Origin of the sequence: Coprococcus sp. HCN-4056, from assembly GCF_037892645.1 — a bacterium.
GTDB lineage: Bacteria > Bacillota > Clostridia > Lachnospirales > Lachnospiraceae > Coprococcus > Coprococcus ammoniilyticus.
In genome coordinates this window covers 337,406-362,046 of the sequence record NZ_JBBKBL010000003.1, presented here as the reverse complement: position 1 = coordinate 362,046, position 24,641 = coordinate 337,406, and the positions used below count along the sequence as shown (strand labels likewise).

The following is a 24,641-nucleotide window of genomic DNA, read 5'->3' as shown; positions in this document are numbered from 1 at the left end:
GGTGCGTGTGTACTATAAACGATTAATTTTTAGGGGGTGCTCTTACACAATGAAAAAGAATAAGACAGTTGAATATGGAAAATATGGTTTACTTTTTCTCATTCCATTCTTTCTTGTATTCTTAGTTTTTCAGCTGTATCCTCTTCTTTATACTTTTTATAATTCATTTATCTATTCCGCTAAAAATGGTAGATATGTAACTGAGACGGTTGGTCTTGGAAACTTTACAAACTATGTATTTGCAAAGACTGGTAGCGAGTTCTGGCAGTCATTAATGGTAACAGTAGTTCTGTGGATCTTAAACTTCATTCCACAGATTTTATTGGCTTTACTTCTTGCTGCATGGTTTACAGACATCAAGATCAAGTTAAAGGGAAGCGGTATTTACAAGGTTATCATGTATATGCCTAACATTATTACAGCAGCTACAATCGCCGTATTATTCTACGGTATGTTCGAGGTTAATGGTCCTATCACGACTATTTTCAAAGACCTTGGCTGGTGTGATAAGGGTGGTATCTTAAATCATGGCTGGGCATCATTGATCATCATTGCTTTCATTCAGTTCTGGATGTGGTATGGTAACACAATGATCGTTCTTTGTGCAGGTATCTTAGGTATTAACCCATCCCTGTATGAGGCTGCAAGCGTGGATGGTGCTTCATCTAAACAGCAGTTCTTCAAGATTACACTTCCATTGTTAAAGCCGATCTTACAGTATACACTTGTAACATCAGCTATCGGTGGTTTACAGATGTACGATATTCCTCAGTTGTTCAATGAGGGCGGTCCTGTAGTTGTAACAGGCAGTGGATCATCCGTTAATTCAACAACAACAGTCGTAATGCTGGTTAAGAAGTATGTAAGTGCCGGAGGTACACAGGATTATGGTAAAGCCGCTGCATATTCAGTTATGCTTTTCGCATTCACACTGATTATCAGCTTACTGTTCTACAAATTAACAGCAGAAAAATCATCAAAGGATGGAAAGTAGGTGAACAAAGTGGATCAGACAGAATCAAAAGTATCAGGAGGCAAGATTGTCAGATACGTCGTTTGTATCTTGCTTTGTTTCCTGTCAATATTGCCATTTTATATTTTGATCATTAACTCTACTTTAAAGTCAACAGAAATTGTTACAGGTATTAAATTGATACCGGGTGGAGAATTTATTACAAACTTCAAAGGTTTGTTAGCAGGTAGTGAAAAAACAAGTGGTGTTAACGTACTTCAGGCTATGTTAAACTCTTTATTGGTTACTGTTCCGGCTACAGTATTGCAGATCTATTTCGGATCATTAACAGCTTATGCAGTTACAGTATATAACTTCAAGTTAAAGAAGATTGCATGGGGCTTTATTTATGCGATCATGATGATTCCTATGCAGGTATCAATCGTTGGTTTCATTAAGATTTGTAACTTAACACACTTATACGGATCATTCTTAGCACTGATTATTCCGGCAATCGCTGCTCCTACTACTGTTTATTTCATGAAGCAGTACATGGAAACAGGTCTTTCAGTTGAGATCGTTGAAGCAGCCAGAATCGATGGATCGGGAGAAATTCATACATTCAATACGATTGTACTTCCGCTGTTGAAACCGGCTATGGCAACACAGGCGATCTTCGGATTCGTTGCATCATGGAATAACCTGTATACACCTTCAATTATTCTTGCAACAGAGAGACAGAAGCAGACAATGCCTATGTACGTTTCAGCGTTAAAGGCAAATGATAAGTCAAGAGACTGGGGTCAGATTTACTGTGGACTTTTCACTACAGTACTTCCAATTCTGGTTATGTACTTCTTCCTTTCTAAGTACATTATCGCAGGTGTAGCACTTGGTGGTGTAAAGGAGTAAATAGGTCTTTTATAAAATATAATGTAGGTATCGGAAGCCATAGGCGATCGATACCCACATTATATATACTGAATAAGTGAGGAGAAGCTGCTGTAGCAGGTTCTCTATATTTTTGTTTATGAGGAAAATTTGATGAATGAAATGACAAACAATCAAGACAACAAGAATAGCGGAAGGGATAAAGAACCGTTTCTGAGACGCGCAATGGATGCATTTGGAACAATGTTTGCATTAAATATCTGCTTTGTGGTGGGATGCATTCCAATCTTTACGATTGGTGCTTCATTTACTGCTATGTATGCAATGTGCATCCGTCTTCAGGAAGATGAAGAGGAAACTGTTGTTTCTGGTTTCATTCATGAGTTTAAGCGTAGTTTCAAACAATCTACGATTGCGTTTTTGCTGTTGCTCGTTGCAGTTGCTGTTATGCTGGCTGAATATATTATGATCAAACGGGTGACAGGATTTATTTCAACATTTTATACATTTGTGCTTATAATTGAGGTAGTATTAGTTGCACTTGTTGTACCGTTTTTATTTCCATTAATTGCAAGGTATAATAATACGTTGAGTATCACGGTAAGAAATGCAATGGTACTTTCAATCACTTATCTGTGGTCATGGGTAAAGGTCGTTATCGCATGGTTTGTTCCAATATTTATCTGTGTGAAATATCCGGTTGTGTTTGTGAGTATCTGGTATATGTGGTTGTTGCTTTTATTTGGAGCAATTGCGTGGGGAACAACACATACGATGCGTAAGATATTCCGTTTGAATGAACAAAGGATCATTGACACTGCAGAGAAGGAGAGAAAAGCTGCGGAAGAAGCGGCAAAGGAAGCTGAACTGGATGAACAGGAATCAGTGGATGAAGAGGGAAAATAAAAGAAAAACAAATTGTATTCTTTCAAAATAAAATAAAGGAAAAAGAAAAAGTCTGTAGAATAATAAAATTGTACAGGCTTTTTTGTTATATTCGTTATGTTGACCATGGAGGATGGTGAAATATGCTGATTCGTGAAAAACAGGAGCAACAGGAACATGAGATCCTGAGTCCTTATGCATCATTCAGTGATCAGAGCAGAGGCAGGGATCGGGAAGAAGAACAGTGCGATCTTCGGACAGTCTATCAGCGGGACAGGGATCGGATCATTCACTGTAAGGCGTTTCGTCGTCTGAAGCATAAGACGCAGGTATTTCTATCACCGGGAGATGACCATTACAGAACCAGACTGACGCATACCCTTGAGGTGGCGCAGATTGCAAGAACGATCGCAAGAGCACTTCGACTGAATGAGGACCTGACAGAGGCAATCGCACTTGGTCATGATCTGGGACATACACCATTTGGTCATGCAGGAGAACGGGCATTGTCCAGATGCTCCGGCAGGTCATTCCAGCATAATGAACAGAGTGTGCGTGTGGTGGAAAAACTGGAGAAAAAAGGAGCAGGACTGAATCTGACCTGGGAAGTTCGGGATGGTATGCTGAATCATAAAACCTCCTGTACACCGGCAACATTGGAAGGAAAGATTGTCCGGCTGGCGGATAAGATCGCATATGTGAACCATGATATGGATGATGCCATCCGTGGCGGTATTATGAAAGAATCGGATCTTCCAATCAGTATTGTAAAGGCTCTTGGAAGCAATACAAGAGATCGGCTGGATTGTCTGATCCATGACGTGATTGATACCAGCTATGGTACTGATACAGTTGAGATGTCAGAGGAGATCGGAGATGCATTATCAGCTCTCCGCAGATATATGTTTGAATATCTGTATACGAATCCGGTGGCAAAGAGCGAGGAAGTAAAAGCAGAAAAGTTATTAGAGATATTATATGATTATTACATGGAAGATCAGTCGAGATTGAATAATGAGAGTATAGAGATGCTCTATATGGGTGAAGATCTTACGACGGTGATTTGTGATTATATAGCGGGGATGACAGACAACTATGCGATCGAGACATTTAAGGAGATCTATGTTCCAGGTGCATGGAAGGGTGTCTGAGATGAGACTGCAATTCGTAAGAAAGATGTGTTTGGACAGAAGCTTATGGGCGTATAGATAGAAAGTAGTTGAATTGGAAAGGAAGGGTAGTCGTTGTACTATTCAGATGAAGTGATAGATGAGGTGATATCCAGAAATGATATTGTGAATGTGATATCGGGGTATGTCAGCCTCAGGAAAAAAGGAAGGACGTTTGAAGCCTGTTGTCCATTCCATCATGAAAAGACACCGTCTTTTAAGGTGGACCGGGACAAGCAGTTGTATCATTGTTTCGGATGCGGAGCTGGAGGAAATGTATTTACATTTATCATGGAATATGAGAATATGTCATTTCCGGAAGCTGTACAGTATCTGGCGGATAAGGCAGGCATGACGCTGCCGGAGAGCAATCAGTCCGGACAGGATGCATCAAGAGAGAAATATAAAATATTGCTTCGGGATATGAATAAGACCGCAGCAGCATATTTTCATTATATCATGCGGCATACAGAGCATGGAAAGAAAGCCTATGAGTATTTTAAGGGCAGAGGTCTTTCGGATGAAACGATCAATCAGTTCGGTCTGGGATATGCAGACATTTACCGGGATGATCTGTATCGTTACCTGAAAGGAAAAGGATATACAGATGCAGAGTTAAAGGATTCCGGTCTGGTCGTGATCGATGAGAAAAATGGCGGATCGGACAAGTTCTGGAATCGTGCGATGATACCGATCCTGGATATCAATGGCAAGGTGATCGGATTTGGCGGACGAGTCATGGGTGATGGAAAACCAAAGTATATCAACACCAGTGATACAGTTGTATTTGATAAGAGCCGGAATCTGTTTGCGATGAATATTGCCAGGAGGAGCCGACGAAAAGGGTTTATCTGCTGCGAGGGCTACATGGATGTCATATCCATGCATCAGGCAGGATTTGATAATGCGGTAGCATCACTTGGAACTGCATTCACCTTTGGACATGCCAATATATTGAAGCGATATACAAATGAAGTATATCTGGCATATGACAGCGATGGCGCAGGTGTTGCGGCTACGCTGAAGGTTATATCCATCATGCGTGAAGTAGGTATCTCGGCGAGAGTCATTAATATGCGGCCACATAAGGACCCGGATGAATTTATTCAGACACTTGGCAGTGAAGCCTTTGAGGAGCGGATCAAAAATGCAGAAAGCGCGATCATGTTTGAGGTTCGTATGCTGTCGGAACAATACAATCTGAACGATCCGGAGGAGCGAACCTCCTTCCACAATGAGACAGCAAAACGACTGGCACAGATAGAAGAAGTGCTGGAGCGTAATAATTATATAGAAGCGGTATCGAACCTATACCATATTGACAAGGCAGGCCTTACAGATCTGGTACACAAATACGGAATTGCAGGTGTCCCACGGTCAGAGATTGTAGAACGGGAAGAACGGCGGGCAGAGCATGAAAGCAGAGCTGCCGATCCGGCAAAGAATAAACCAATGAAGCTGCTTCTGACATGGATGGTCAACGAACCGGGATTATTTCAGAAACTGGATGGAATCATTGATGAAACCTGCTTTGAAGATGGTGTTTACCGGGTGGTTGCTGATAAGCTGTATTCCCAGTATCGGGAGAATGGCAGGGTAGAGCCTGCGAGCATCGTGACGACATTTGAGTCGTTGGAGGAACAGCGGCTGGTGGCAGAGATGCTTCAGACGAACATCGGAATTGATATGACGCAGGAAGAAATTAACAATGCAGTGACCGATGTTGTAAAAAAGATAAGTTTAAGCAGTATAGAAGATAAGCTGGCAAAGACAAATGATATAAGTGAGATGCAGAGCCTCATACGTGCCAAAGCGAATCTTACAAAGCTGCATATTTCCTTATAGAATGGATAAACTATTATATATTTATGGAGGATCATGATTTATGGAATCAAAAGAGAATAAAGAGCAGATTGAAGAGAAATTTCAGGCGAAGCTGCAGGGCCTGCTTGATATGGCAAAAAAGAAAAAGATGGTAATTGAAGACACAGAGATCATCCGTTACTTTAATGATGCGAAAGAAATTGAGCTGAATCTGGAACGGATGGAGCAGATCTTTTCATTTTTAGAGAGCCACAATGTAGATATTCTGACGATCACAGAAGAGGATGACGATGAGGAACTTCTGCTGGATGATCTGGAAGAGGATGTAGATGTAGATAAAATCGATATCTCTGTACCGGATGGGGTCAGTATTGAAGATCCTGTCAGAATGTATCTGAAAGAGATCGGTAAAGTACCGCTTCTGAGTGCTGAGGAAGAAATCGAACTGGCAAAACGTATGGAAGAAGGAGATGAGCAGGCAAAGCAGAAGCTTGCAGAAGCAAATCTTCGTCTGGTTGTCAGCATTGCAAAGCGTTATGTCGGACGCGGCATGCTGTTCCTTGATCTGATCCAGGAAGGAAACCTTGGACTGATCAAAGCAGTAGAAAAATTTGACTACAGAAAAGGTTATAAATTCTCCACATATGCAACATGGTGGATCCGTCAGGCAATTACAAGAGCAATCGCAGATCAGGCAAGAACAATCCGTATTCCGGTTCATATGGTAGAAACGATCAACAAGCTGATCCGTGTATCCAGACAGTTATTACAGGAACTTGGCAGGGAGCCACAGCCGGAGGAGATTGCAGAGGTTATGGATATCCCGGTTGAGCGTGTACGTGAGATCCTGAAGATTTCACAGGAGCCTGTATCCTTGGAGACACCTATCGGTGAGGAGGAAGACAGCCATCTGGGTGATTTTATTCCGGATGATAATATGCCGGTTCCGGCAGATGCTGCTGCATTTACTTTATTGAAGGAACAGTTGGTTGAGGTACTTGATACGCTGACCGAACGTGAAAAGAAGGTACTTACCCTTCGTTTTGGTCTGGAAGATGGAAGAGCAAGAACACTGGAAGAGGTTGGTAAGGAATTTAATGTAACCAGAGAGCGTATCCGTCAGATCGAGGCAAAGGCTCTTCGGAAGCTCAGACATCCAAGCAGAAGCAGAAAACTGAGAGATTATATATACTAAAATAGGGATGGAGAGCATATGATAGAACTGTCGAAACGGATGCAGTCGGTTGCAGATATGATACAGCCGTGTGATGCAGTCGGAGACATCGGCTGCGATCATGCATTTGTATCGATATATCTGGTAGAACAGCGCAGAGCAAAACGGGTGATCGCATCCGATGTCAGACGGGGACCGATTGCGATAGCAAAACGGAATATTGAAGCAATGAACCTGTCGGATCAGATTGAGATTCGTATGGGTGACGGGCTTGATACAATTGTGCCGGGCGAGGTAAACGCTGTTGTTCTGGCTGGAATGGGCGGTATGTTGATGATCGACATTCTGGAACGCGGCGAAGAGGTGGTTACACGTTGTGATCAGCTTGTGCTTCAACCACAGTCGGATATTGAAAAGGTCAGACGATATCTGGCAGAAAAAGGATATCATCTTGCAGATGAACAGATGCTGATCGACGCCGGAAAATATTATAACCTGTTGGATGTAAGGGTTCATGAGATGGTGCAGAAGGATGAATATGATTGTTCAAAGCTTGCTGATGACTGGTGCTATATGTATGGTGGAAGCCTGTTACGAAAGAAAGATCCGGTTTTACGGTCGTGGCTGGTAAAACGGCGGGATACAACGGCCGGGCTGATCAACAGCCTAAGTGGTAAGAATACGGAGAATGCGGCAAAACGGCTGAAGACAGTAAAAGCAGAACAAAAGACCATTTGTGCAGTTTTGAAGCAGGTATATGGCATAGATGGATGACAGAGATCGTGGATGATATGATCATCAGTGGCCTTTGTTGACAGAAGGGTTTTGGAGGTTTATTAGAAATATGAGCGAAAAAGCGGTACATAACAGCGTGCTGACTTTAAAAGAGCTTGCAAAGAAATGGGCAGTCCGTGTAGGGGCTGATTCGGTTGAAAAGATCAATGAGATCGTAGAAGCAGGGAAAGGCACGGAATTGATCCTTGTATGTGAAGCCATGCAGCAGAATGCGATCTATGATATAGCCAGAAGTATCCGCAGAGAGAAAAAAAGGATTGTGATGATCGCAGGACCAAGCTCTGCCGGAAAGACGACATTTTCACACCGGCTTAGTATACAGCTTTGTGCACTTGGACTGCATCCGCATCCGATTGCAGTTGATAATTATTTTATCAATCGGGAAGATAATCCAAAGGATGAAAATGGAAATTATAATTTCGAATGTCTGGAAGCTTTGGATGTAGAATTACTGAATCATGATATGAATCAGTTGTTATGCGGACAGACAGTTGAACTGCCGGAATTTGATTTTATGAATGGCAGAAGACTGTACAAAGGGGATAATTTGCGTATAGGGACTCAGGATGTTTTGATTCTGGAGGGAATCCATTCACTGAATCCCAAAATGTCATATGCACTTTCAGATGAGGATAAATATAAAATCTATATCAGTCCATTGAATCAGCTTATGATTGGATCAGAGGATAAGATTTCTACGCTGGACAGCCGGCTGATCCGCCGGATCGTCCGGGATAACCGAACCCGTGGCCATGACATAGAACGAACTCTTTCAATGTGGCAATCCGTCAGACAGGGAGAGGAACGGTATATATTCCCATATGAAGACAATGCGGATGTGATGTTTAATTCCGGATTGTTGTATGAATATTCTGTGCTGAAAAAACATATTGAACCACTGTTGATGGCAGTAGAAGAAACGTCTCCATATTATTCAGATGTCCTTCGGTTAAAAGAGCTGACTGATCGGTTTCTTCCATTGGAAGAAACTGTCGTACCACTAAACTCTATCTTACGCGAGTTTATCGGTGGAGGCTGTTTTAAAGTCTGAGGATGATTCTCACTTTGTATAAGTTAATGAACAGATAAATGGGCTGGCTATATATGTATGAAACAGACCTTTTTCTACGTCGGTACTTAGCGAGCCGCTTGAAAAGCGGAGAGTTTAGAACCGTTACGTAGAAAATAGAACGCGAGTGTTCTGTGAAATACATATATAGCCAGCCCATTTATCGTTGCTTAATATAAAAGCTGGACGATAAGCCGGGTTATGTCGAGAGTGATCATCTATCTAGGCTTTATGTTGCCATAAAGCTCAAGCGACCTACCTGAGACTTGACGGGCAGCCATTTGTCTCACAGCCGAAGCTGCTTTTTTGGTCTTGCTTCGAGTGGGGTTTACAGAGCCTGTTCTGTTACCAGAAGCAGCGGTGAGCTCTTACCTCGCCTTTCCACCCTTACCATATATATGGCGGTTTATTTCTGTTGCACTAGCCTGGGAGTTTCCTCCACCGGACGTTATCCGGCACCCTGCCCTGTGAAGCCCGGACTTTCCTCACCTGTCATATGACAGCCGCGATCACTTGTCCAGCTCATTACTTTTATAGCAGAATAGGGACGAAAAGTAAAGGGGAAAATATAGAAACAGAAACATGGTTTTTAAAACTACTTCTCATGGTATAAAAAATGGTTGAAGTGAATGGAGATGGGTGTTATAATCTCTCTATAGAAGCCTGATAATAAGTATTATCAAAGATTTGATATAAGAGGGTGAATAATATGGAGAATAATTATCTGTTAAATAAAGATTATATCAGAATAAAAAACATGAATACGATCAGCTATGGTGGTAATCAGTCATGGTGCAAGAGCAAGAAGATGCAGAAGGTAGGATGCGGAGTGATCGCACTGGCGGATATATCCATCTATCTTGCAGAACAGAATCCCGGACTTATGACAGATGCAATCCGCAAGATCAACAAGCCGAAGGGACTTTATAACAAAAATGATTACCTTGAATATGTGAAATGGTTCTATAAGCATTATGTATTTTTCCTGTGGTATAAAGGAATGACAGGCGTGACGATAATGAATACATTGAACCGTTATTTTATGCTGAATGATATTGGACTTCGTGCCAGATGGAGACTGTTTTTATCTGATGAGGAAATGATGAAACAGATCAGGCATTTGATCCGTAAAAATAAGCCGGTTGTATTATCAATTGGTCCGAATATACCAAATGTATTTGGAAATAAAGGAATCCATATGTATGTGGAAAAGGATGGGCGGATGCTTGCTTCCATGAAGAAAAATGTTCACAGCCATTTTGTTGTTGTGACAGGAGTAGAGGAAATAGCAGGTCATGAATACCTGATCGTTTCTTCATGGGGTAAGAAATACTACATCAGCTACGAAGAGTACCGTGATTATGTAAAACATTCCGGCGGAAGAATTACAAGCAGCATTCTGTACATCAAGGGGATGATCTGATACGGAAAATCTTTTTTTGTAATTTATGCGGATATTGTTATTTGTTAAAAATATGTACGGGGAATCTCCCTCAGACACGAACAACCACTATAAATGACTCGCTGTGGTTTCGATTCGTTGCACATGCCCGATTCGTAAATGCTCCTGCGCTAACTCGCCTTTGGCTCGAACAAGCGCCCGCATTTACTGGCAATGTGCATCTCATTTCGAAATCCTCGCTGATGTCATATTATAGTGGTTGTTTGTGTCTGAAGCAGATCCCCCTGTGTGGTTTATCAAGAATAACAATATCTGCATAAAATTAATTTAAAAAGATTTTCTGTATTAGATCATTCTCTTTGGAAATCGATGTCAGCCTGGATCGTTATTCTTCTGTCGGTCGGTGCGTATTGATTTATAATCACATATTGTTAAGTGGTTATTTTCGGACTAATGCCTGTAACTCGGTTTCTGTCAGTTCGCGGAATTCGCCGGGAGCGAGGGCTTCGTCCAATGCCAGATTACCCATGGACAGGCGTTTTAAGTAGGTGACTTTCATGCCGAGGGCTTCAAAGGAGCGTTTGACCTGATGGTAACGTCCTTCGGTGATCGTCAGAAGAATTTCAGAGGTGCTGGTATCAGGATTGGTGCTTTTTATGACCAGAGTGCCCGGCTTGGTTGGCTTATCATCTCCGATATCCAGACCTGCCTTGAATGCTTTGATATGTTCTTCTGTTACCAGCCCGTCGATACGGGCAAAATATGTTTTTGCTACATGCCTGGATGGGGATAAGAGATTGTGGGACAGTTCTCCATCATCTGTGATGAGCAGCAGCCCTTCTGTATCAATATCCAGTCTGCCGACAGGAAACAGATTTTTTACAGAAACAGAACCTTTTAACAGATCCAGAATGGTTGTGTGCAGATTGTCATTGGTTGCGCTGACACAGCCTGCCGGTTTGTTCAGCATGTAATAGTGGTGCTTTTGATAGCCAATAACCGTTCCGTTGTAAGAAATCTGGTCTGTATTTTCATCAATCTTCTGTTCAGGAGATTTGCAGACCGTTCCATTTATTGATATCATTCCCTTTTTAATATATTGTTTTACCTGGGATCTGGAGCCGATGTCCTGATTTGCCAGAAATTTATCAATTCGCATAGCTGTTACCTGCCTTTTGTTCATTTGTTGAGTCTAAAACCATGCCTGCTGGCTGACGATTTTTCACCATTATAGCATGGATTTTTCGTTGCTGTGGAATAAATTCAGTAAATTTCAGAATATGGCTGGTATTGTGCGAAAATGTTATAATAAATCTGTAATTATGACGGAAATGTTAAGTGTGTGATTACAAAGTAATATTACAGCAGATTATATAAAATAAACAAAAAAATCCTTTGTTTATTCACAAAAAATTAATACATTTTACTATAAAAAGTTGATGTGGGGGACATATGCGTATTGACATGAAATCAAAATTAGAGTATTATTTTTAACAGAAATGTAACATTTTGTCATGGTTTTTAATAAATAGGTACGAAAAGATGAGAATTAACAGAAAAAATAATCGTTTTTCCCATATGAGAAGAGGTTTATTCAGTTATAGATATATGAAACGTAATCTGCTTGTAGCAGCAACTACGGTCGTTACGGTAGCAGGAATCGGACTTGTTGTTAAGTATGGGGAGGCGTTGGATCACAACCCTGCTTACCTGAACAGTCAGACCATTCAGACTGTTGAAGTGGAGACAACCAGTGAAGAGACTGCTTCTGTCGATACGACTGCACATCAGAACAATAGTACAACCAAGAAGGCAGCACAGAAGAAGACAGTAGTAGCAAAAGCAGAAGAGAAGTCCGAATTTGATGGTAAATTTATCGCCAAGATTGACGATACATTAAATATCCGTAAGGAAGCATCGACGGATTCTGATATTGTTGGAAAGCTGTTTGATGGTAATGTAGGTGATGTTCTGGAAACAGATGGTGACTGGGTGAAAATTTCCTCCGGTGATGTAACGGGATATGTAAACAGGGATTATATTCTGACCGGTAAGGATGCAGAGACATATGCGGCAGATTATAAGAAAGTGCTTGGAACAGTAACGGATGATACCGTCCGTGTACGTGCAGAGAAGTCAACAGATTCTGATATTCTTGAGCTGGTAGCAAAGGATACGGTTCTTCCTGTAGAGGAACAGGATAAGAACTGGGTTCAGGTAACACTGGCAAATGATGTTACCGGGTACATAGCAGCAGATTATATCACAGTTGCAGAGTCTTATGAGTACGCAATGACAATCGATGATTATACAGCAATGGTTGATGCAGAGACACAGAAAACAATAGAAGTTGCATCTGCAGAAGAAGAGGTTGCATCTGAAGAAGCATCAGAACCTGAGGTTATGTCAGTAGATGAGCCGACAACGGACGATACGACAGAAACACCGACGACAGAAGAGGTGACCACAGAGGCTCCGACAACGGAAGAACCTGTTACAGAAGCACCAACAACAGAGGAAGCGACGACAGAAGCATCTTCTGTAGATCCATCTCAGTATGATGATGCTTATCTGCTTGCCTGTCTGGTCAGCATGGAAGCTGGATATGAGCCATACGAAGGTCAGCTTGCAGTTGCAAATGTGGTTCTGAATCGTGTAAAGAGTGGTAGCTGGGGCAATTCAATCTCATCTGTAATTTATGCACCAAATCAGTTTCCGATGGCAACCGGAAGTGTGATGCAGGGATATCTGCAGAACGGACCGCTGTCTACTGCACAGCAGGCTGCAGATGATGCATTAGCAGGAAATAATAATATTGGATCTTTTATGAGTTTCTTGAATGTGAATTATATTGATACGGATTCCTTATCCGATTATACGGTTATTGGAAATCATTGTTTTTATTAATAAGTGAATGGATGTAAGAGATATGTTGAGGCAGATGAATGTAAAAGATAATTATAACGATGCTCAGACAACTCAGAAGAACAGAAGGTACATGCATGGTATGATGTACCTTCTGTTGTTTCTGTTTTGTCTGGGCTTTTATATTGTAAATATGATAATAAACGGACAGTATCCATTTGGAAGCCACAGCTTTCTGTATCAGGATGCATATGATCAGTATACAGGAATGCTGCAGACCTTTCTGGAATGGCTGCATTCCGGAGATAAAAGTACCTTTTTGTGGGATCATGGTCTGGGAATGGACATGCTTTTAAATATGTTTTATTACTGTATGAGCCCGTTTAATATCATAGCAGTAATATGCGGATCCGGACATGTGGAGCTGGCAATGGTTATTATGATCGTTGTCAAAGCTTCTCTGCTTGCTCCTTCGGGACTGTATTTTTTCAGACGTACAGAGTTGAAACGGTATGCAGATGAAGAAACTGGTCGTGGCTGGCAGACAGCAGTTGAAATTGTTTTGTCTCTGTCGTATGCACTGTGCGGATTTGTGCTGGTATATGAGCACAATGTAATCTGGCTGGATGGTCTGATCCTTGTACCGTTTCTTGCGATCGCAGTAGAACGGATGGCTGCCGGTAAGGGAAAGATTGCTTATACAGTGCTGCTTGCGGTTGGATTTATCGTGAATTTTTATTTTGCCTTTTATCTGTGCCTGTTTATCGTGCTGTATTTCCTGTTACAGGACTGGAAAACTCTTCGTGAATTTGGCAGGGGGATTCTCCGGTTTCTGATCTGGTCCGTTATCGCAGGGATGATCGCAGGTGTGGTACTGGTTCCTGCTTTTTATGCAGTGTTGCATTTGTCCGGGGCAGGAAGTATGGATGATAAGCTGCCGTGGTATCAGCTTGGTAATATCGGTAATTTTATCAATTCATTTTACCCGTTGAATAAGGTGACGACAGGCAATCTGTTTAATCATAATAATTATTGCGGCACACTGATTGTATTGCTGGTGATCCTGTTGTTCTTTATGAAGAAGATAGAATGGACCTGGAAGCTCCGGTATCTGACAGTTCTGATATTTCTTGCATTTGCAATGAATCAGGCAGGACTGAATTATGTGCTTCATGGATTCGCAGTCACACACGGTATGGGAAATCGTTTTGCATTTATCTGGACATTTTTGCTGCTTGGGGCAGCCTATGTATGTCTGTTGAATATAAAGAAGATCTGGATGTGGCAGGCAGGAGTAGCATTTGGAAGCTGCCTTGTATTGTTTCTGCTGGAGCTGTTCTTCAATCGCGATGAAACAAATCCAAATTCCTATGTAGCGGTACTCATATTTATCGTTGCTTATTTTGGTTTGTTTGTCTTTGCACTCCGGAAAAGCATCAAATGGAAGACCTTTTATATATGGGTGGTCAGCCTTTGGATCATAGAGCTGGTGTTAAATGGCAGCTATGTACTGAGTGCAAAGGGAAATAACAGAAGTCTTACAGATGATATAAAACAGACATCCAGGGAAACAGCATATGCAGAATGTGATCTGGAAGCCGGAGAACGTAAGACGGCATTGTATTCCTATGATAATCTGCAGTTATCAAATACAAACTGCTATTCCTCCATGGCAAATGGTTCTGCCATTGATTCCTTTGCTAGTCTTGGATTATCACATTATCAGAATATAGAGTATACCTACAGAAGAACGACTCCGGTTACAGCACTGATGTATAATGTCCGGTATATTATGACAAATGAATTAGGAGCAGCAGGTGGATATCATATGGTGGCAGCACCGGATGGAACATATGGATATCTGTATGAGGCGGATGCTCTTGCAGGGATGGGCTTCCTTCTGGATGAGGACATTCTGAACTGGAGTGGAGAGAAGAGTGCAGCCGAAAATCAGAATGAACTGGTAATGCTTGGAATGGGTCAGCCGGAGCTTTCAGATCTGTTTGAGAAGAAGACTCTTACAGATGATATGATCTCATTTACCGGTCTGGATGCAGCAAAGCAGGGCGATGGTGTCTATGCTTATACAGCTCAGGCGGATATTGCAACCTCCATGATAGTTTCCTATAAAGCAGAACAGGCAGAGGATCTGTATGTAGAGTGTTCGGACACAAGACTGCAGGGTGTTGATGTTTATGTGAATGATCAGCAGGTTGTGAGTTCGGTTTATCCGGAATCAGCAGGCATGATACATATTGGAAATGTAAATGCCGGAGATGAGGTTAAGCTGCGGTTTGCTACGGCTGCTGTTAGGAATGAGTCGGGCATAAAGACAGTTGCCTTGTATGCGATAAATGAGGAAACGGTTCAGGCATTTAAAGAGTATGTGTTAAAGAATACAATGGAATTTGATGGGTATGACGGCAATTGCTTAAATGGGCATATAACAGCGGACAAGGCTGGAATCCTGTATTTGGCGGTTCCGTACAATGAAGGCTTTACGGCTGCTGTAGATGGGAAAAAGGTAGCTCCTGTAAAGATTGGAACCGGCTTGATGGGCGTTCCGGTAGAAGCAGGGGAACATGTGATTACACTGACCTATCATACACCATATCTGATGGCGGGTATATGTCTGTCTGCGATTGGAATATTAATATTGGCAGGATATTTGATTATCCGTCGAAAAAAATCATCCGATAAATAATGGACATAAATTATTTGTTTATAAAATGCAGATTTTGAAAACAGATTATAATAAATTCTTATAATAAAAACAGGCAACCTGAGTGCGGTCGCGCAGGTCAAGCTTCATAAGGATATTACTGAGATAATTGCGGACGGTTCCTTCCGAGAGGAAGAGCTGCTCTGCAATTTCTTTGTTATTCAGACCATCGGCAATCAGCCGGATCAGTTCAAATTCTTTTTCTGTCAGATTGTAGGACGGATAATCAAAACGATCTTCAGCCTGTAACAGGGTAGGGATCTTGTTCATGATCTCATTTCCAAAAACAGTTTGTCCGTTGTGTACGGCGGTGATCGCAGATGCAACTGTCTCGAAATCTTGTTTTAAGATGTATCCCTTTGCGCCGGTCCGGATGGCTTTGATGATATAGTCATCATCGGCGAAGGTAGTAAGTAACAGAATCTTTGCGTCAGGGTGTCCGGTGATGATCTCTTTCGATGCGGTCAGACCATCCATGCCCTCCATACGGATATCCATTAACAGAACATCGGGGATGTAAGTATCGTACAGGGAGATGGCGTCGTGACCATTTGCTCCGGTCGCAAGTACGGTAATATCTGAGTAGGATTCTAAGATGATCTTTAATGATGCGCTGACAAATGCATCATCATCAACAATTATAATATTCATGCAGTTCTATCTCCTTTTTGTGTATGCTTTGGAATACTGACAAACAGGCGGAATCCGGAATTGGTTGTGATCTGTAAAGTACCGGATAAGGATTGGACTCGTTCCCGGATGTTGGTAAGTCCGATACCAGGGGTGTCTGTAAGGTGAATGTCTGTTCCATTGTCATGAATCGTCAACTGATAGAACCCCGGATGTTCCCGGATCAGAATCGAGAGCTGATCGCCGTTACTGTGCTTTACAGCATTTGTGATCGCTTCTTTGGCAATACTGATAAGACAGTACTTGATATCCTTTGGAACAATGTTGCTCATATCATATTCAAATGAAGTATGAAAGCCTGTTATATCATTTAACATATCCTGAATGGCAGCTTCCATATCAATGGATTCATCGTGAAGGTCGTGGACACTTGATCGTATACTGTTCATGGCAGTATCCAGCGTAGTGCGGAGATCAGAAAGCGGATTTGTAAGGATTGGTTCTTTGTTGATCGTCTGGATTGCACCTACCTGGAGAATGGATCTGGTGAGCATGTGACCGACATTATCATGGATTTCTCTGGCGATACGATTTCTCTCTTTCAGGGTTGCAGTATAGATCCTGTTATCCTGTTCCTTCCGGATCATACGGATTCGTTCTTTTGCCAGAAGTTCATTTGTCTCTGATGTATCTGTAAGGTGCTTCATCTGTTGATGAAGGGTGGCAAGCTCTGTGGTCAGATATCCGTATAACATGCTGCACAGGCAGAGAACACATATTAAAAGAAGTGTTTCTACAGAAAATTTTGTTGTAGCCAGAATGATAGCAAGGATCCCGATGGGAGCAGTATAACAGACCGGCCGTCTGCTCAGATAGAAGCAGAAAAGCGGAAGAAATACAACAAGTTCAGGAATCATACAGCACAGAATAAATATGCCTGCATGGATCAGAGTCAGAGATGCAGGTGAGAGTCTGTCAGCAATCAGCATCGTGCCAAAGGCTAGAATGATCGTAAGCAGGATATATATTACGCTGTGTGTGGATATCGAAAAAGTGTGAATACACATAATACAGCATATTGCAAATATAAGCAGTCGTGTCAGAATTTGCTTCATAACTTCCCCTTGTATATGGACCGGTCACGCGAGGGTCAGGTAATTGCGTGAACCGGATCGGATTCATAAGTGACGATATTAGTATACCTGTTGAAAAATACAGCGTCAATTGACTACAGTTGAAAAACTCCGGATTTTAAAAGAATGTGACAAATGTCATATTATGGATGTGAAGATTGGCACTGAACAGAATTGTCCTGGTATGGTAGAATGACAGCATAACATAGAAAACATGCGATGGGTTTCAGGTGCGATGCCGGAAGAAACGATAGCATCCGAATAGAAAATGAATGAGGAGACAGTTATGGAATATGCGATTGAAGTAAAAGATCTGGTGAAACGATATAAAGATTTTGTGGCATTATCACACTTTGATCTGGAGGTAAAAGAGGGCGAGATCTTCGGTCTGCTTGGACCGAATGGATCGGGCAAGACGACGACGATCAATTGTATCTTGTCGCTGCTTACATATGATCAGGGCGATGTCCGGGTATTTGGTAAGAAGATGACATCGACGAGCTACGATCTGAAACGGGAGATTGGTGTTGTAATGCAGAATGTGGCTGTATTTGACGAAATGACGGTATATGAGAATATTGATTATTTCTGTGGACTGTATATCAGGGATAAAAAGATGAGAAAACAGTATGTAGAGGATGCGATCGCATTTGTCGAGCTTCAGGACTATAAGAAGTTCCTGCCGAAAAAGCTGTCAGGAGGACTTCTCAGACGATTAAATATTGCGTGTGGAATCGCACACAAACCGAAGCTGATCTTTTTTGATGAACCGACGGTGGCGGTAGACCCACAGAGTCGGAACAAGATCTTAGAGGGAATTGTGGAGCTTAATAAGAAGGGTGCAACGATCATCTACACTTCTCATTATATGGAAGAGGTAGAACAGATCTGTAGCCGTATATTGATCATGGATAAAGGCCAAAAGGTCGCTCTTGGCACGAAGGAAGAACTGAAAAAAATGATAAAGAAGACGGAGAGTATCTTCATAGAAGCTCCGGCACTGACAGATGAACAACTGCTGGAGCTGAGACAGCTTCCGCATGTGTATGACAGTTCATACCAGGATGGAATGTTGAAACTGATCTACTCCGGTGGAAATCACAATCTGATCCGGGTTATGGAATATATGAAGGAGCATGCGGTATTATTTGGAAAAGTATATACCGAGCTTCCGAGTCTGAACGATGTGTTCCTTGAGATCACCGGAAAGACGCTTCGGGATTAGGAGGGGTGGATATGTTTTGGCATAATTTTAAATATGCAGGTAAAATGCTGATAAAAGGAAAAGATACACTGTTCTGGACGATATTGTTTCCGATTGCATTATTCACATTCATGTACATGGCATTTGGGAATATCATGGAAAAGGATGAAATGTTTAAAGATATCCCGGTTGCGGTTGTGAGGGATGGCGAGAACGATACAGCACTTATGATGGTGCTGTCTACGCTCTCCATGGACGGCGAAGATAAACGGATCGACATGGAGGTGCTCAACGAGAAAGAAGCGCTTCAAAAGTTAAATGATGAAGAAGTGACCGGTGTGATCTATACATCGGATGCGAGCCTGACAGTGAGGCAGAGTGACATCAAGGAGTCGATACTGGAATCAATCCTGAATCAGTATAAGCAGATGGAACAGATGTATCTGAATCTGATGCAGAAGGATCCGGAGGCTGCATCGGAGATCATTCAGAAGGCAGTGCAGAGTGATGCGGTATATTATGAAGAGATTTCTACATCGGACGGATGCCAGAATGAGTATTATAATTATTTCTATGCAGTGCTTGCTATGAGCTGTCTGTTTTCTTCTTTTGCCGGAATCACAAGAATGCACAAGCTGCAGGCAAATGAAAGTGCGCTTGGAATGCGTCGTTGTCTGTCACCGAATCCTAAACTTGTGACTGTTCTGGCGGAGTATCTGGCATTACTGCTGGTTCAGTTTGCCGCGGAGGTTATCACTGTGATCTATATGCGGCTGTTCGGTGTACAGTTTGGTACGAAATATCCGGCTATTTTACTGGTGCTTTTTATTGCATGTAATATCGGTATTGCCGGGGGAATGCTGCTTGGTTCCTGGTCAAAATGCTCATATGGAGGAAAGATTGGAATTGCGGTAGCGGCCAGCCTGACGTTCTCTTTTATGGCGGATCTGATGGTTCATGGAATTAAAAACAGTATTGAAGATAAACTTCCGATTCTGAACCGGATCAATCCGGCAGTGTTGGTAACGGACTGCCTTTATGCACTCAATGTATACGATAATTACGATCGTTATTTCAGAAATATCCTGATCTTAACCGGTATGGCTGTCTGTCTGCTTGGAGCGAGTATTCTGGTCTTAAGGAGGAACAAATATGCAAGTGTTTAAATCCTATTTTAAAATCTTAAATAAGAAAAAAGGCTCAATGCTGATGTATATTGGGATCTTTGCAGGCATTATATTTGGATTTATATTGCCAAATTCCGGTAAAACAGAAGATGAATATAAAAGCATGAAGTGTAAATTCGCCTGGTTTGATTATGACCAGACGGCAGAAAGTGAAGAACTGTTTTCGTATCTGGATCATGCACATAAACATGCTGAATTAAAAACAGATACAACGGAAGCGATGCAGGACAGTCTGTTTAACCGGAATACAGACTGTATCGTCCGCATTAAAAAGGGTTATGCGGATCATCTGGATAAGGAAGATCTGTCCGATTATATCGAGATCGTTGCAATTCCGAACCGGAGCAAGGTGGAACTGTTTGAATCGGGCGTGAATAAATACATCTCTTATCTGAATGCATATTTTGCAGCCGGATATGACCGGGCGGAGGCAGCAGCTCAGGTAAATGAACTGTTTCAGATCAGAACGAACGTAACAATGACAAGCGAAGACCATGGCGGAAAACATAGTACGAGATATACATTTTTCAGTTATCTGGGATGGATATTTGTGGTCATGATGATCGAAGGTGTAAGTCCGGTATTGATCGTATATGACAAAAAAGAATTAAGAGAACGGATCGCAAGCTCGGCATATAAATATTCCAATATGACAAAAGAAATCCTTCTTGGAACGATCGTAACAGGATTTCTTGGATGTGCTGTATTTGCGGTTGGAGGATGCTTTGTATTCAGAAAAGAAATGTTTACGGCAGCAGGACTTGGGAATCTGCTAAATATGGTCTGCTACATGTTTGTAGCCATGGCACTTGCCTTTCTTGCAAGTAAGATTGCCCGAAACGAGGAAGGTTTCAGTATGATCGGCAATATAGTGTCCCTTGGTATGGCGTTCCTGTCCGGCATCTTTGTTCCGGTGGAATTCCTTGGAGCAGGGGTCATTAAGCTGGCACATTTTCTTCCGGCTTACTGGTATGTCAAAGTTGTTGATCTTCTGGACTATGAGGCAAAGATACCATCGGAAGCATTCGTATATATGGGAATCGAGGTGCTCTTTGCAGCCGCCATCATCACGATCGCAATTGTGATCGACCGTGCCAGAAACCACCGCCTGGTGGCGTGAAAATATCTAAAAAATGGAAGCGGTATTCCTGTTGTGAAGGAAACATATCTGGAAATCGATATATAAAACAAAATGGGAAATAGCATTACTATTATGAAGCAAGCCTTTTTTAACGCCGGTTCTTAGCGAGTCGCCATGGGCGAGGAGCTTAGTACCGTTGCGTTAAAATAGAGTGCGAACGACTTGCGGAATAATATGTAATGTATTTCCCATTTTATTTCAAAGATTTACGGAAGAAATTTCCTTTATAACAGGAATGCCGCTTCCATTTCAACTATTATTTGTCGTTGTTCTTGTTCTTCTCGTTCATCATTGCGCGGACTTTCATGGACAGGCCGAACAGGTTGATGAATCCGGTTGCATCCTTATGGTCATACAGCTCACCGGTAGTGAAGCTTGCAAGACTCTCAGAATACAGAGAATATGGAGAAGTTGTTCCGGCTTTGATGATATTTCCCTTGTACAGTCTCATCTTAACCTGACCGGTAACTGTCTCCTGTGTCTTTTCAACAAATGCCTGAAGTGATTCACGAAGAGGGCAGAACCACTTTCCTTCGTATACAAGATCGGCAAACTTGGTTGCTACGAGCTTCTTGTATGCAAGTGTTTCACGATCCAGAGTCAGCTCCTCTAACTGCTTGTGAGCTTCCATCAGAATTGTTCCGCCGGGAGTCTCATAAACACCACGGGACTTCATGCCGACAACACGGTTCTCAACGATATCGATAATACCGATACCATGCTTTCCGCCTAAACGATTTAATTCACGAATGATATCAGAAACTTTCATCTTTGTACCGTTAATAGCAGTTGGGATACCCTTTTCAAAATCAAGTGTCAGATATTCATCCTCATCCGGTGCCTTTTCAGGGGTAACACCGAGAACCAGAAGATCATCGTAGTTTGGTTCGTTTGCAGGATTCTCCAGTTCCAGACCTTCATGGCTGATGTGCCAGATATTACGGTCACGGCTGTAAGAATGAGCAGCATCAAATGGAAGATTAATACCATGTGCCTGACAGTATGCGATCTCCGCATCCCGGGAATCCAGCTTCCATTCCGGCTGTCTCCATACAGCGATAACCTTGATGTCAGGAGCAAGAGCCTTAATTGAAAGCTCAAATCTTAACTGATCATTTCCTTTTCCTGTTGCACCATGACAGATCGCAACAGCACCTTCCTTACGTGCAACCTCAACTAATTTCTTAGCGATCAGAGGTCTTGCGAAAGAAGTACCGAGTAAATATTTATTCTCATATACAGCATCTGCCTGAACGGTTGGCATGATGTATTCATCACACAATTCATCAACAACATCCAGAATGTATAACTTGGAAGCTCCTGAATATTTTGCTCTTTCGTCCAGCCCTTCCAGTTCACTTTCCTGTCCTACATCGATGCAGGCGCAGATAACATCGTAATCATAAGTTTCTTTTAACCAAGGGATGATAGCTGTTGTATCAAGACCACCTGAGTATGCAAGAACAACTTTGTCTTTTGCCATTTCTAAATCCTCCTTAAATTCATAAAGTTTTACCTGCAAATAAATATATAACGGTAATGAATATTATGCAAGTATTTTTGGAAAATGCTGGTCTGAAAATCGGACTTTGAAAGGAATATTGGTTGTAAATTACACTTTTTTATTGTATCATGTAAATAATAATGTCGTAAAATAAGTTGCAGAGAGGATGTCTTTATTTATATGGATAAGAAGACTACACAATTCGATCAACGTCTATCCGAATATCGGGACAGACTGTTACAACGGAATAAGGAAATGACGACTGACGATGATGACCGGATCGATGCGATCATCAATGGAAGTGCAGATACAGAGGAAATGGAGGCTCCTGCGGGTATGAATGAGATACAGGAGCAGTCGGAGGCATCGGAGAAGGAAGATACACAGAGAGCGCCGGAACCGGTGTCGGAATCGTATAAAGAGTATGCGGACAAGCTGGAATCTGTATTACAGGAAGTCGGCGTATCAAAGAAACCGGAGAAAAAGGAAGAAAATAAAAAAGAAGAGAAGAAAATCGAAAAGAAAGCTGAAAAGAAAAATGATATTGAAGCTGCGGCAGAACGGGAACGGAAACGGCTGGCAAGAAAGAATGCAGGACTTGACCAAGAAGAGACTTTGGAACTGACAGAAGAGCCGGAACCGGAAGAACCTGATTATGATGATGACTCTTCGGATGATTTTATGGAAGAAGATGGCGGACGCACATCAGCAGCCAAGGAGAATCTTCAGAATATATTGTTTGGCGCCGGCCGGGCATTTCAGAATCTGAAAAAGGAACAGGAAGAGAAAGAGGATAAGGACAGGGAACGGAAACAATCTGGAACTGTATCTGTTGTTAATCGTTGGCTGATCGTTGGAGTTGTCCTTTTGATTGTCTTTATCGTGCTGACGATAAGTTATATTGGAGCAAACAAATCATACAAATATAACCAGATGGATATCCGTCCGATTGCGGAATCAGACCTGACAGTGAATGATGGCGTGGAAGATGCGACGAAAGGATATACAACGATCGTATTGTATGGTGTGGATTCCAGAGACGCCAATCTGAATACAGGAACCAACAGTGATACGATCCTTCTTGTCAGTATCAATAATGACACAAAGGAAGTAAAGCTGGTATCCGTGTACAGAGATACATTGTTTGAGATCCAGGGTGAGACACCGGTTACACAGAAGGTAAATTACGCATATCAGTTGGGCGGAGCATTAATGTCCATTAACACACTGAACACGAATCTGGATCTGAAGATCACAGATTATATAACGGTAGATTTTAATGCGATGTCAAGCATCATCAATGCACTTGGTGGTGTGGAGATAACGATTGAAGAGGAAGAAGTCAACAGCCTGAATAAGAATCTGGCAGAACAGATCGCAATATCAGGAGAATACTCCAATGGTGTTCATTCTGCGGGGAAACAGCTCCTGAATGGTCAGCAGGCAGTAGCCTATACCAGGATCCGGAGCAATGCAAAGGGTGATATTACCAGAACCGAACGACAGAGAATCGTTCTGTTAGGTCTGATCAGCAAGCTGGGAAATGCAGGAACCGATACGATCCGCAATCTGCTGGATGTATCCTTTAGCTGTATCTCTACCAGCCTTACAAAGACAGAGGCGGAGAAGCTTGCGAAGAATGTTGCTTCTTACAAGATCACAGGCAATACGGGCTTTCCATTTGCCTACAGCTTCGCATCCCTTGAGGATAAGGGCAGTGTGATCGTGCCTGCAGATATGGCGGCAAATGTAACAGCACTTCATGCATGGCTGTATGGAGACAGCGGATATTCGGTATCGACAACGGCGGCTGCGATCAGTAAAACGATTGCTGATGAAACCGGTGTGGCATCAGCAGGCAGCATTGATATCGAGCAGGCGGTCAGTGAAGTTACGACTGAGTCGACGGAGTCTGCTTCAGAAGCTGGAAACGGTACAGAAGAAGATGATTCATCGGATGTGAAGACGATCACAACACCTCCGGAGGGTATGATAGAAAATGAATAGTCGGCAGATGCCGGGTAAATAGATTCAGACAGAGAACCTGAGAACTGTATCCGATGCGGTTTTCAGGTTCTTTTTCACAAGAACAAA

The 24,641-nt window shown here is 42.2% G+C and carries 19 protein-coding genes and 1 other RNA gene; 15 read left to right on the top strand and 5 right to left on the bottom strand.

The features are described from left to right. The first annotated feature begins 49 nt into the window (after positions 1-49). The 8 genes from WKT03_RS06670 to WKT03_RS06635 all read left to right on the top strand — a co-directional run bounded on the left by WKT03_RS06670 (position 50) and on the right by WKT03_RS06635 (position 8,741). Positions 50-994, top strand: coding sequence for a carbohydrate ABC transporter permease (locus tag WKT03_RS06670; RefSeq protein WP_117823277.1), 945 nt, complete (start codon positions 50-52; stop codon positions 992-994). Continuing rightward, complete coding sequence (locus tag WKT03_RS06665) at positions 995-1,864, top strand: carbohydrate ABC transporter permease (protein ID WP_340391292.1); 870 nt, start codon at positions 995-997, stop codon at positions 1,862-1,864. Between the two features lie 132 nt (positions 1,865-1,996). Continuing rightward, positions 1,997-2,749, top strand: coding sequence for a YesL family protein (locus WKT03_RS06660; RefSeq protein WP_340391291.1), 753 nt, complete (start codon positions 1,997-1,999; stop codon positions 2,747-2,749). A 122-nt stretch (positions 2,750-2,871) separates the two neighbouring features. Further along, positions 2,872-3,879 carry a deoxyguanosinetriphosphate triphosphohydrolase gene (locus tag WKT03_RS06655; protein ID WP_340391290.1) on the top strand — a complete coding sequence of 336 codons (1,008 nt, stop codon included), beginning with the start codon at positions 2,872-2,874 and terminating at the stop codon, positions 3,877-3,879. 93 nt (positions 3,880-3,972) lie between these two features. Then, positions 3,973-5,742, top strand: coding sequence for a DNA primase (gene dnaG / locus WKT03_RS06650; protein WP_340391289.1), 1,770 nt, complete (start codon positions 3,973-3,975; stop codon positions 5,740-5,742). Between the two features lie 40 nt (positions 5,743-5,782). Next, on the top strand, positions 5,783-6,916 hold the full coding sequence (gene rpoD / locus WKT03_RS06645) for an RNA polymerase sigma factor RpoD (protein ID WP_340391287.1): 1,134 nt from the start codon (positions 5,783-5,785) through the stop codon (positions 6,914-6,916). A gap of 18 nt (positions 6,917-6,934) precedes the next feature. Continuing rightward, positions 6,935-7,669 (top strand): tRNA (adenine(22)-N(1))-methyltransferase, encoded by a 735-nt coding sequence (locus WKT03_RS06640; RefSeq protein WP_117808764.1) that lies wholly within the window; start codon positions 6,935-6,937, stop codon positions 7,667-7,669. Positions 7,670-7,739: 70 nt separating this feature from the next. Beyond that, positions 7,740-8,741, top strand: coding sequence for a uridine kinase family protein (locus WKT03_RS06635; protein ID WP_173784123.1), 1,002 nt, complete (start codon positions 7,740-7,742; stop codon positions 8,739-8,741). A 192-nt stretch (positions 8,742-8,933) separates the two neighbouring features. Here the strand turns inward: WKT03_RS06635 and rnpB are convergent. Beyond that, positions 8,934-9,284, bottom strand: an RNA gene (gene rnpB, locus WKT03_RS06630) — RNase P RNA component class A. A gap of 184 nt (positions 9,285-9,468) precedes the next feature. On the opposite strand from rnpB, the gene WKT03_RS06625 reads away from it, so the two are divergent. Continuing rightward, entirely contained in the window at positions 9,469-10,182 is a 714-nt protein-coding gene (locus tag WKT03_RS06625; protein ID WP_021943496.1) for a hypothetical protein, read from the top strand. 418 nt (positions 10,183-10,600) lie between these two features. Here the strand turns inward: WKT03_RS06625 and WKT03_RS06620 are convergent, their stop codons facing one another. Next, positions 10,601-11,320 (bottom strand): pseudouridine synthase, encoded by a 720-nt coding sequence (locus WKT03_RS06620; protein WP_340391283.1) that lies wholly within the window; start codon positions 11,318-11,320, stop codon positions 10,601-10,603. Positions 11,321-11,703: 383 nt separating this feature from the next. Between WKT03_RS06620 and WKT03_RS06615 the strand changes: the two genes are divergently transcribed. Both WKT03_RS06615 and WKT03_RS06610 read left to right on the top strand, forming a co-directional pair. Further along, entirely contained in the window at positions 11,704-13,068 is a 1,365-nt protein-coding gene (locus WKT03_RS06615; protein ID WP_118484640.1) for a cell wall hydrolase, read from the top strand. Between the two features lie 22 nt (positions 13,069-13,090). Further along, positions 13,091-15,730 carry a YfhO family protein gene (locus tag WKT03_RS06610; RefSeq protein ID WP_340391282.1) on the top strand — a complete coding sequence of 880 codons (2,640 nt, stop codon included), beginning with the start codon at positions 13,091-13,093 and terminating at the stop codon, positions 15,728-15,730. 45 nt (positions 15,731-15,775) lie between these two features. On the opposite strand, the gene WKT03_RS06605 is transcribed toward WKT03_RS06610, so the two are convergent. Further along, positions 15,776-16,399 carry a response regulator transcription factor gene (locus tag WKT03_RS06605; RefSeq protein WP_117808759.1) on the bottom strand — a complete coding sequence of 208 codons (624 nt, stop codon included), beginning with the start codon at positions 16,397-16,399 and terminating at the stop codon, positions 15,776-15,778. Then, a complete protein-coding gene (locus WKT03_RS06600) occupies positions 16,396-17,493 on the bottom strand; it encodes a sensor histidine kinase (protein WP_118484635.1) in 1,098 nt (365 codons plus the stop codon). Before WKT03_RS06600 ends, WKT03_RS06605 begins: the two co-directional genes overlap by 4 nt. A gap of 304 nt (positions 17,494-17,797) precedes the next feature. Between WKT03_RS06600 and WKT03_RS06595 the strand changes: the two genes are divergently transcribed. From WKT03_RS06595 to WKT03_RS06585, 3 genes are read left to right on the top strand one after another with little or no spacing between them, the layout of a single operon-like run. Continuing rightward, positions 17,798-18,736, top strand: coding sequence for an ABC transporter ATP-binding protein (locus tag WKT03_RS06595; RefSeq protein ID WP_226801119.1), 939 nt, complete (start codon positions 17,798-17,800; stop codon positions 18,734-18,736). 11 nt (positions 18,737-18,747) lie between these two features. Further along, on the top strand, positions 18,748-19,881 hold the full coding sequence (locus WKT03_RS06590) for an ABC transporter permease (RefSeq protein ID WP_118484633.1): 1,134 nt from the start codon (positions 18,748-18,750) through the stop codon (positions 19,879-19,881). Continuing rightward, positions 19,868-21,022, top strand: a complete 1,155-nt coding sequence (locus tag WKT03_RS06585) for an ABC transporter permease (RefSeq protein WP_173784121.1) — start codon at positions 19,868-19,870, stop codon at positions 21,020-21,022. The genes WKT03_RS06590 and WKT03_RS06585 overlap by 14 nt, the downstream gene beginning before the upstream one ends. Before the next feature lie 277 nt (positions 21,023-21,299). On the opposite strand, the gene WKT03_RS06580 is transcribed toward WKT03_RS06585, so the two are convergent. Then, on the bottom strand, positions 21,300-22,526 hold the full coding sequence (locus WKT03_RS06580) for an argininosuccinate synthase (protein ID WP_021944730.1): 1,227 nt from the start codon (positions 22,524-22,526) through the stop codon (positions 21,300-21,302). A gap of 201 nt (positions 22,527-22,727) precedes the next feature. Between WKT03_RS06580 and WKT03_RS06575 the strand changes: the two genes are divergently transcribed. Then, positions 22,728-24,554, top strand: a complete 1,827-nt coding sequence (locus WKT03_RS06575; RefSeq protein ID WP_118616231.1) for an LCP family protein — start codon at positions 22,728-22,730, stop codon at positions 24,552-24,554. Positions 24,555-24,641: the final 87 nt, after the last annotated feature.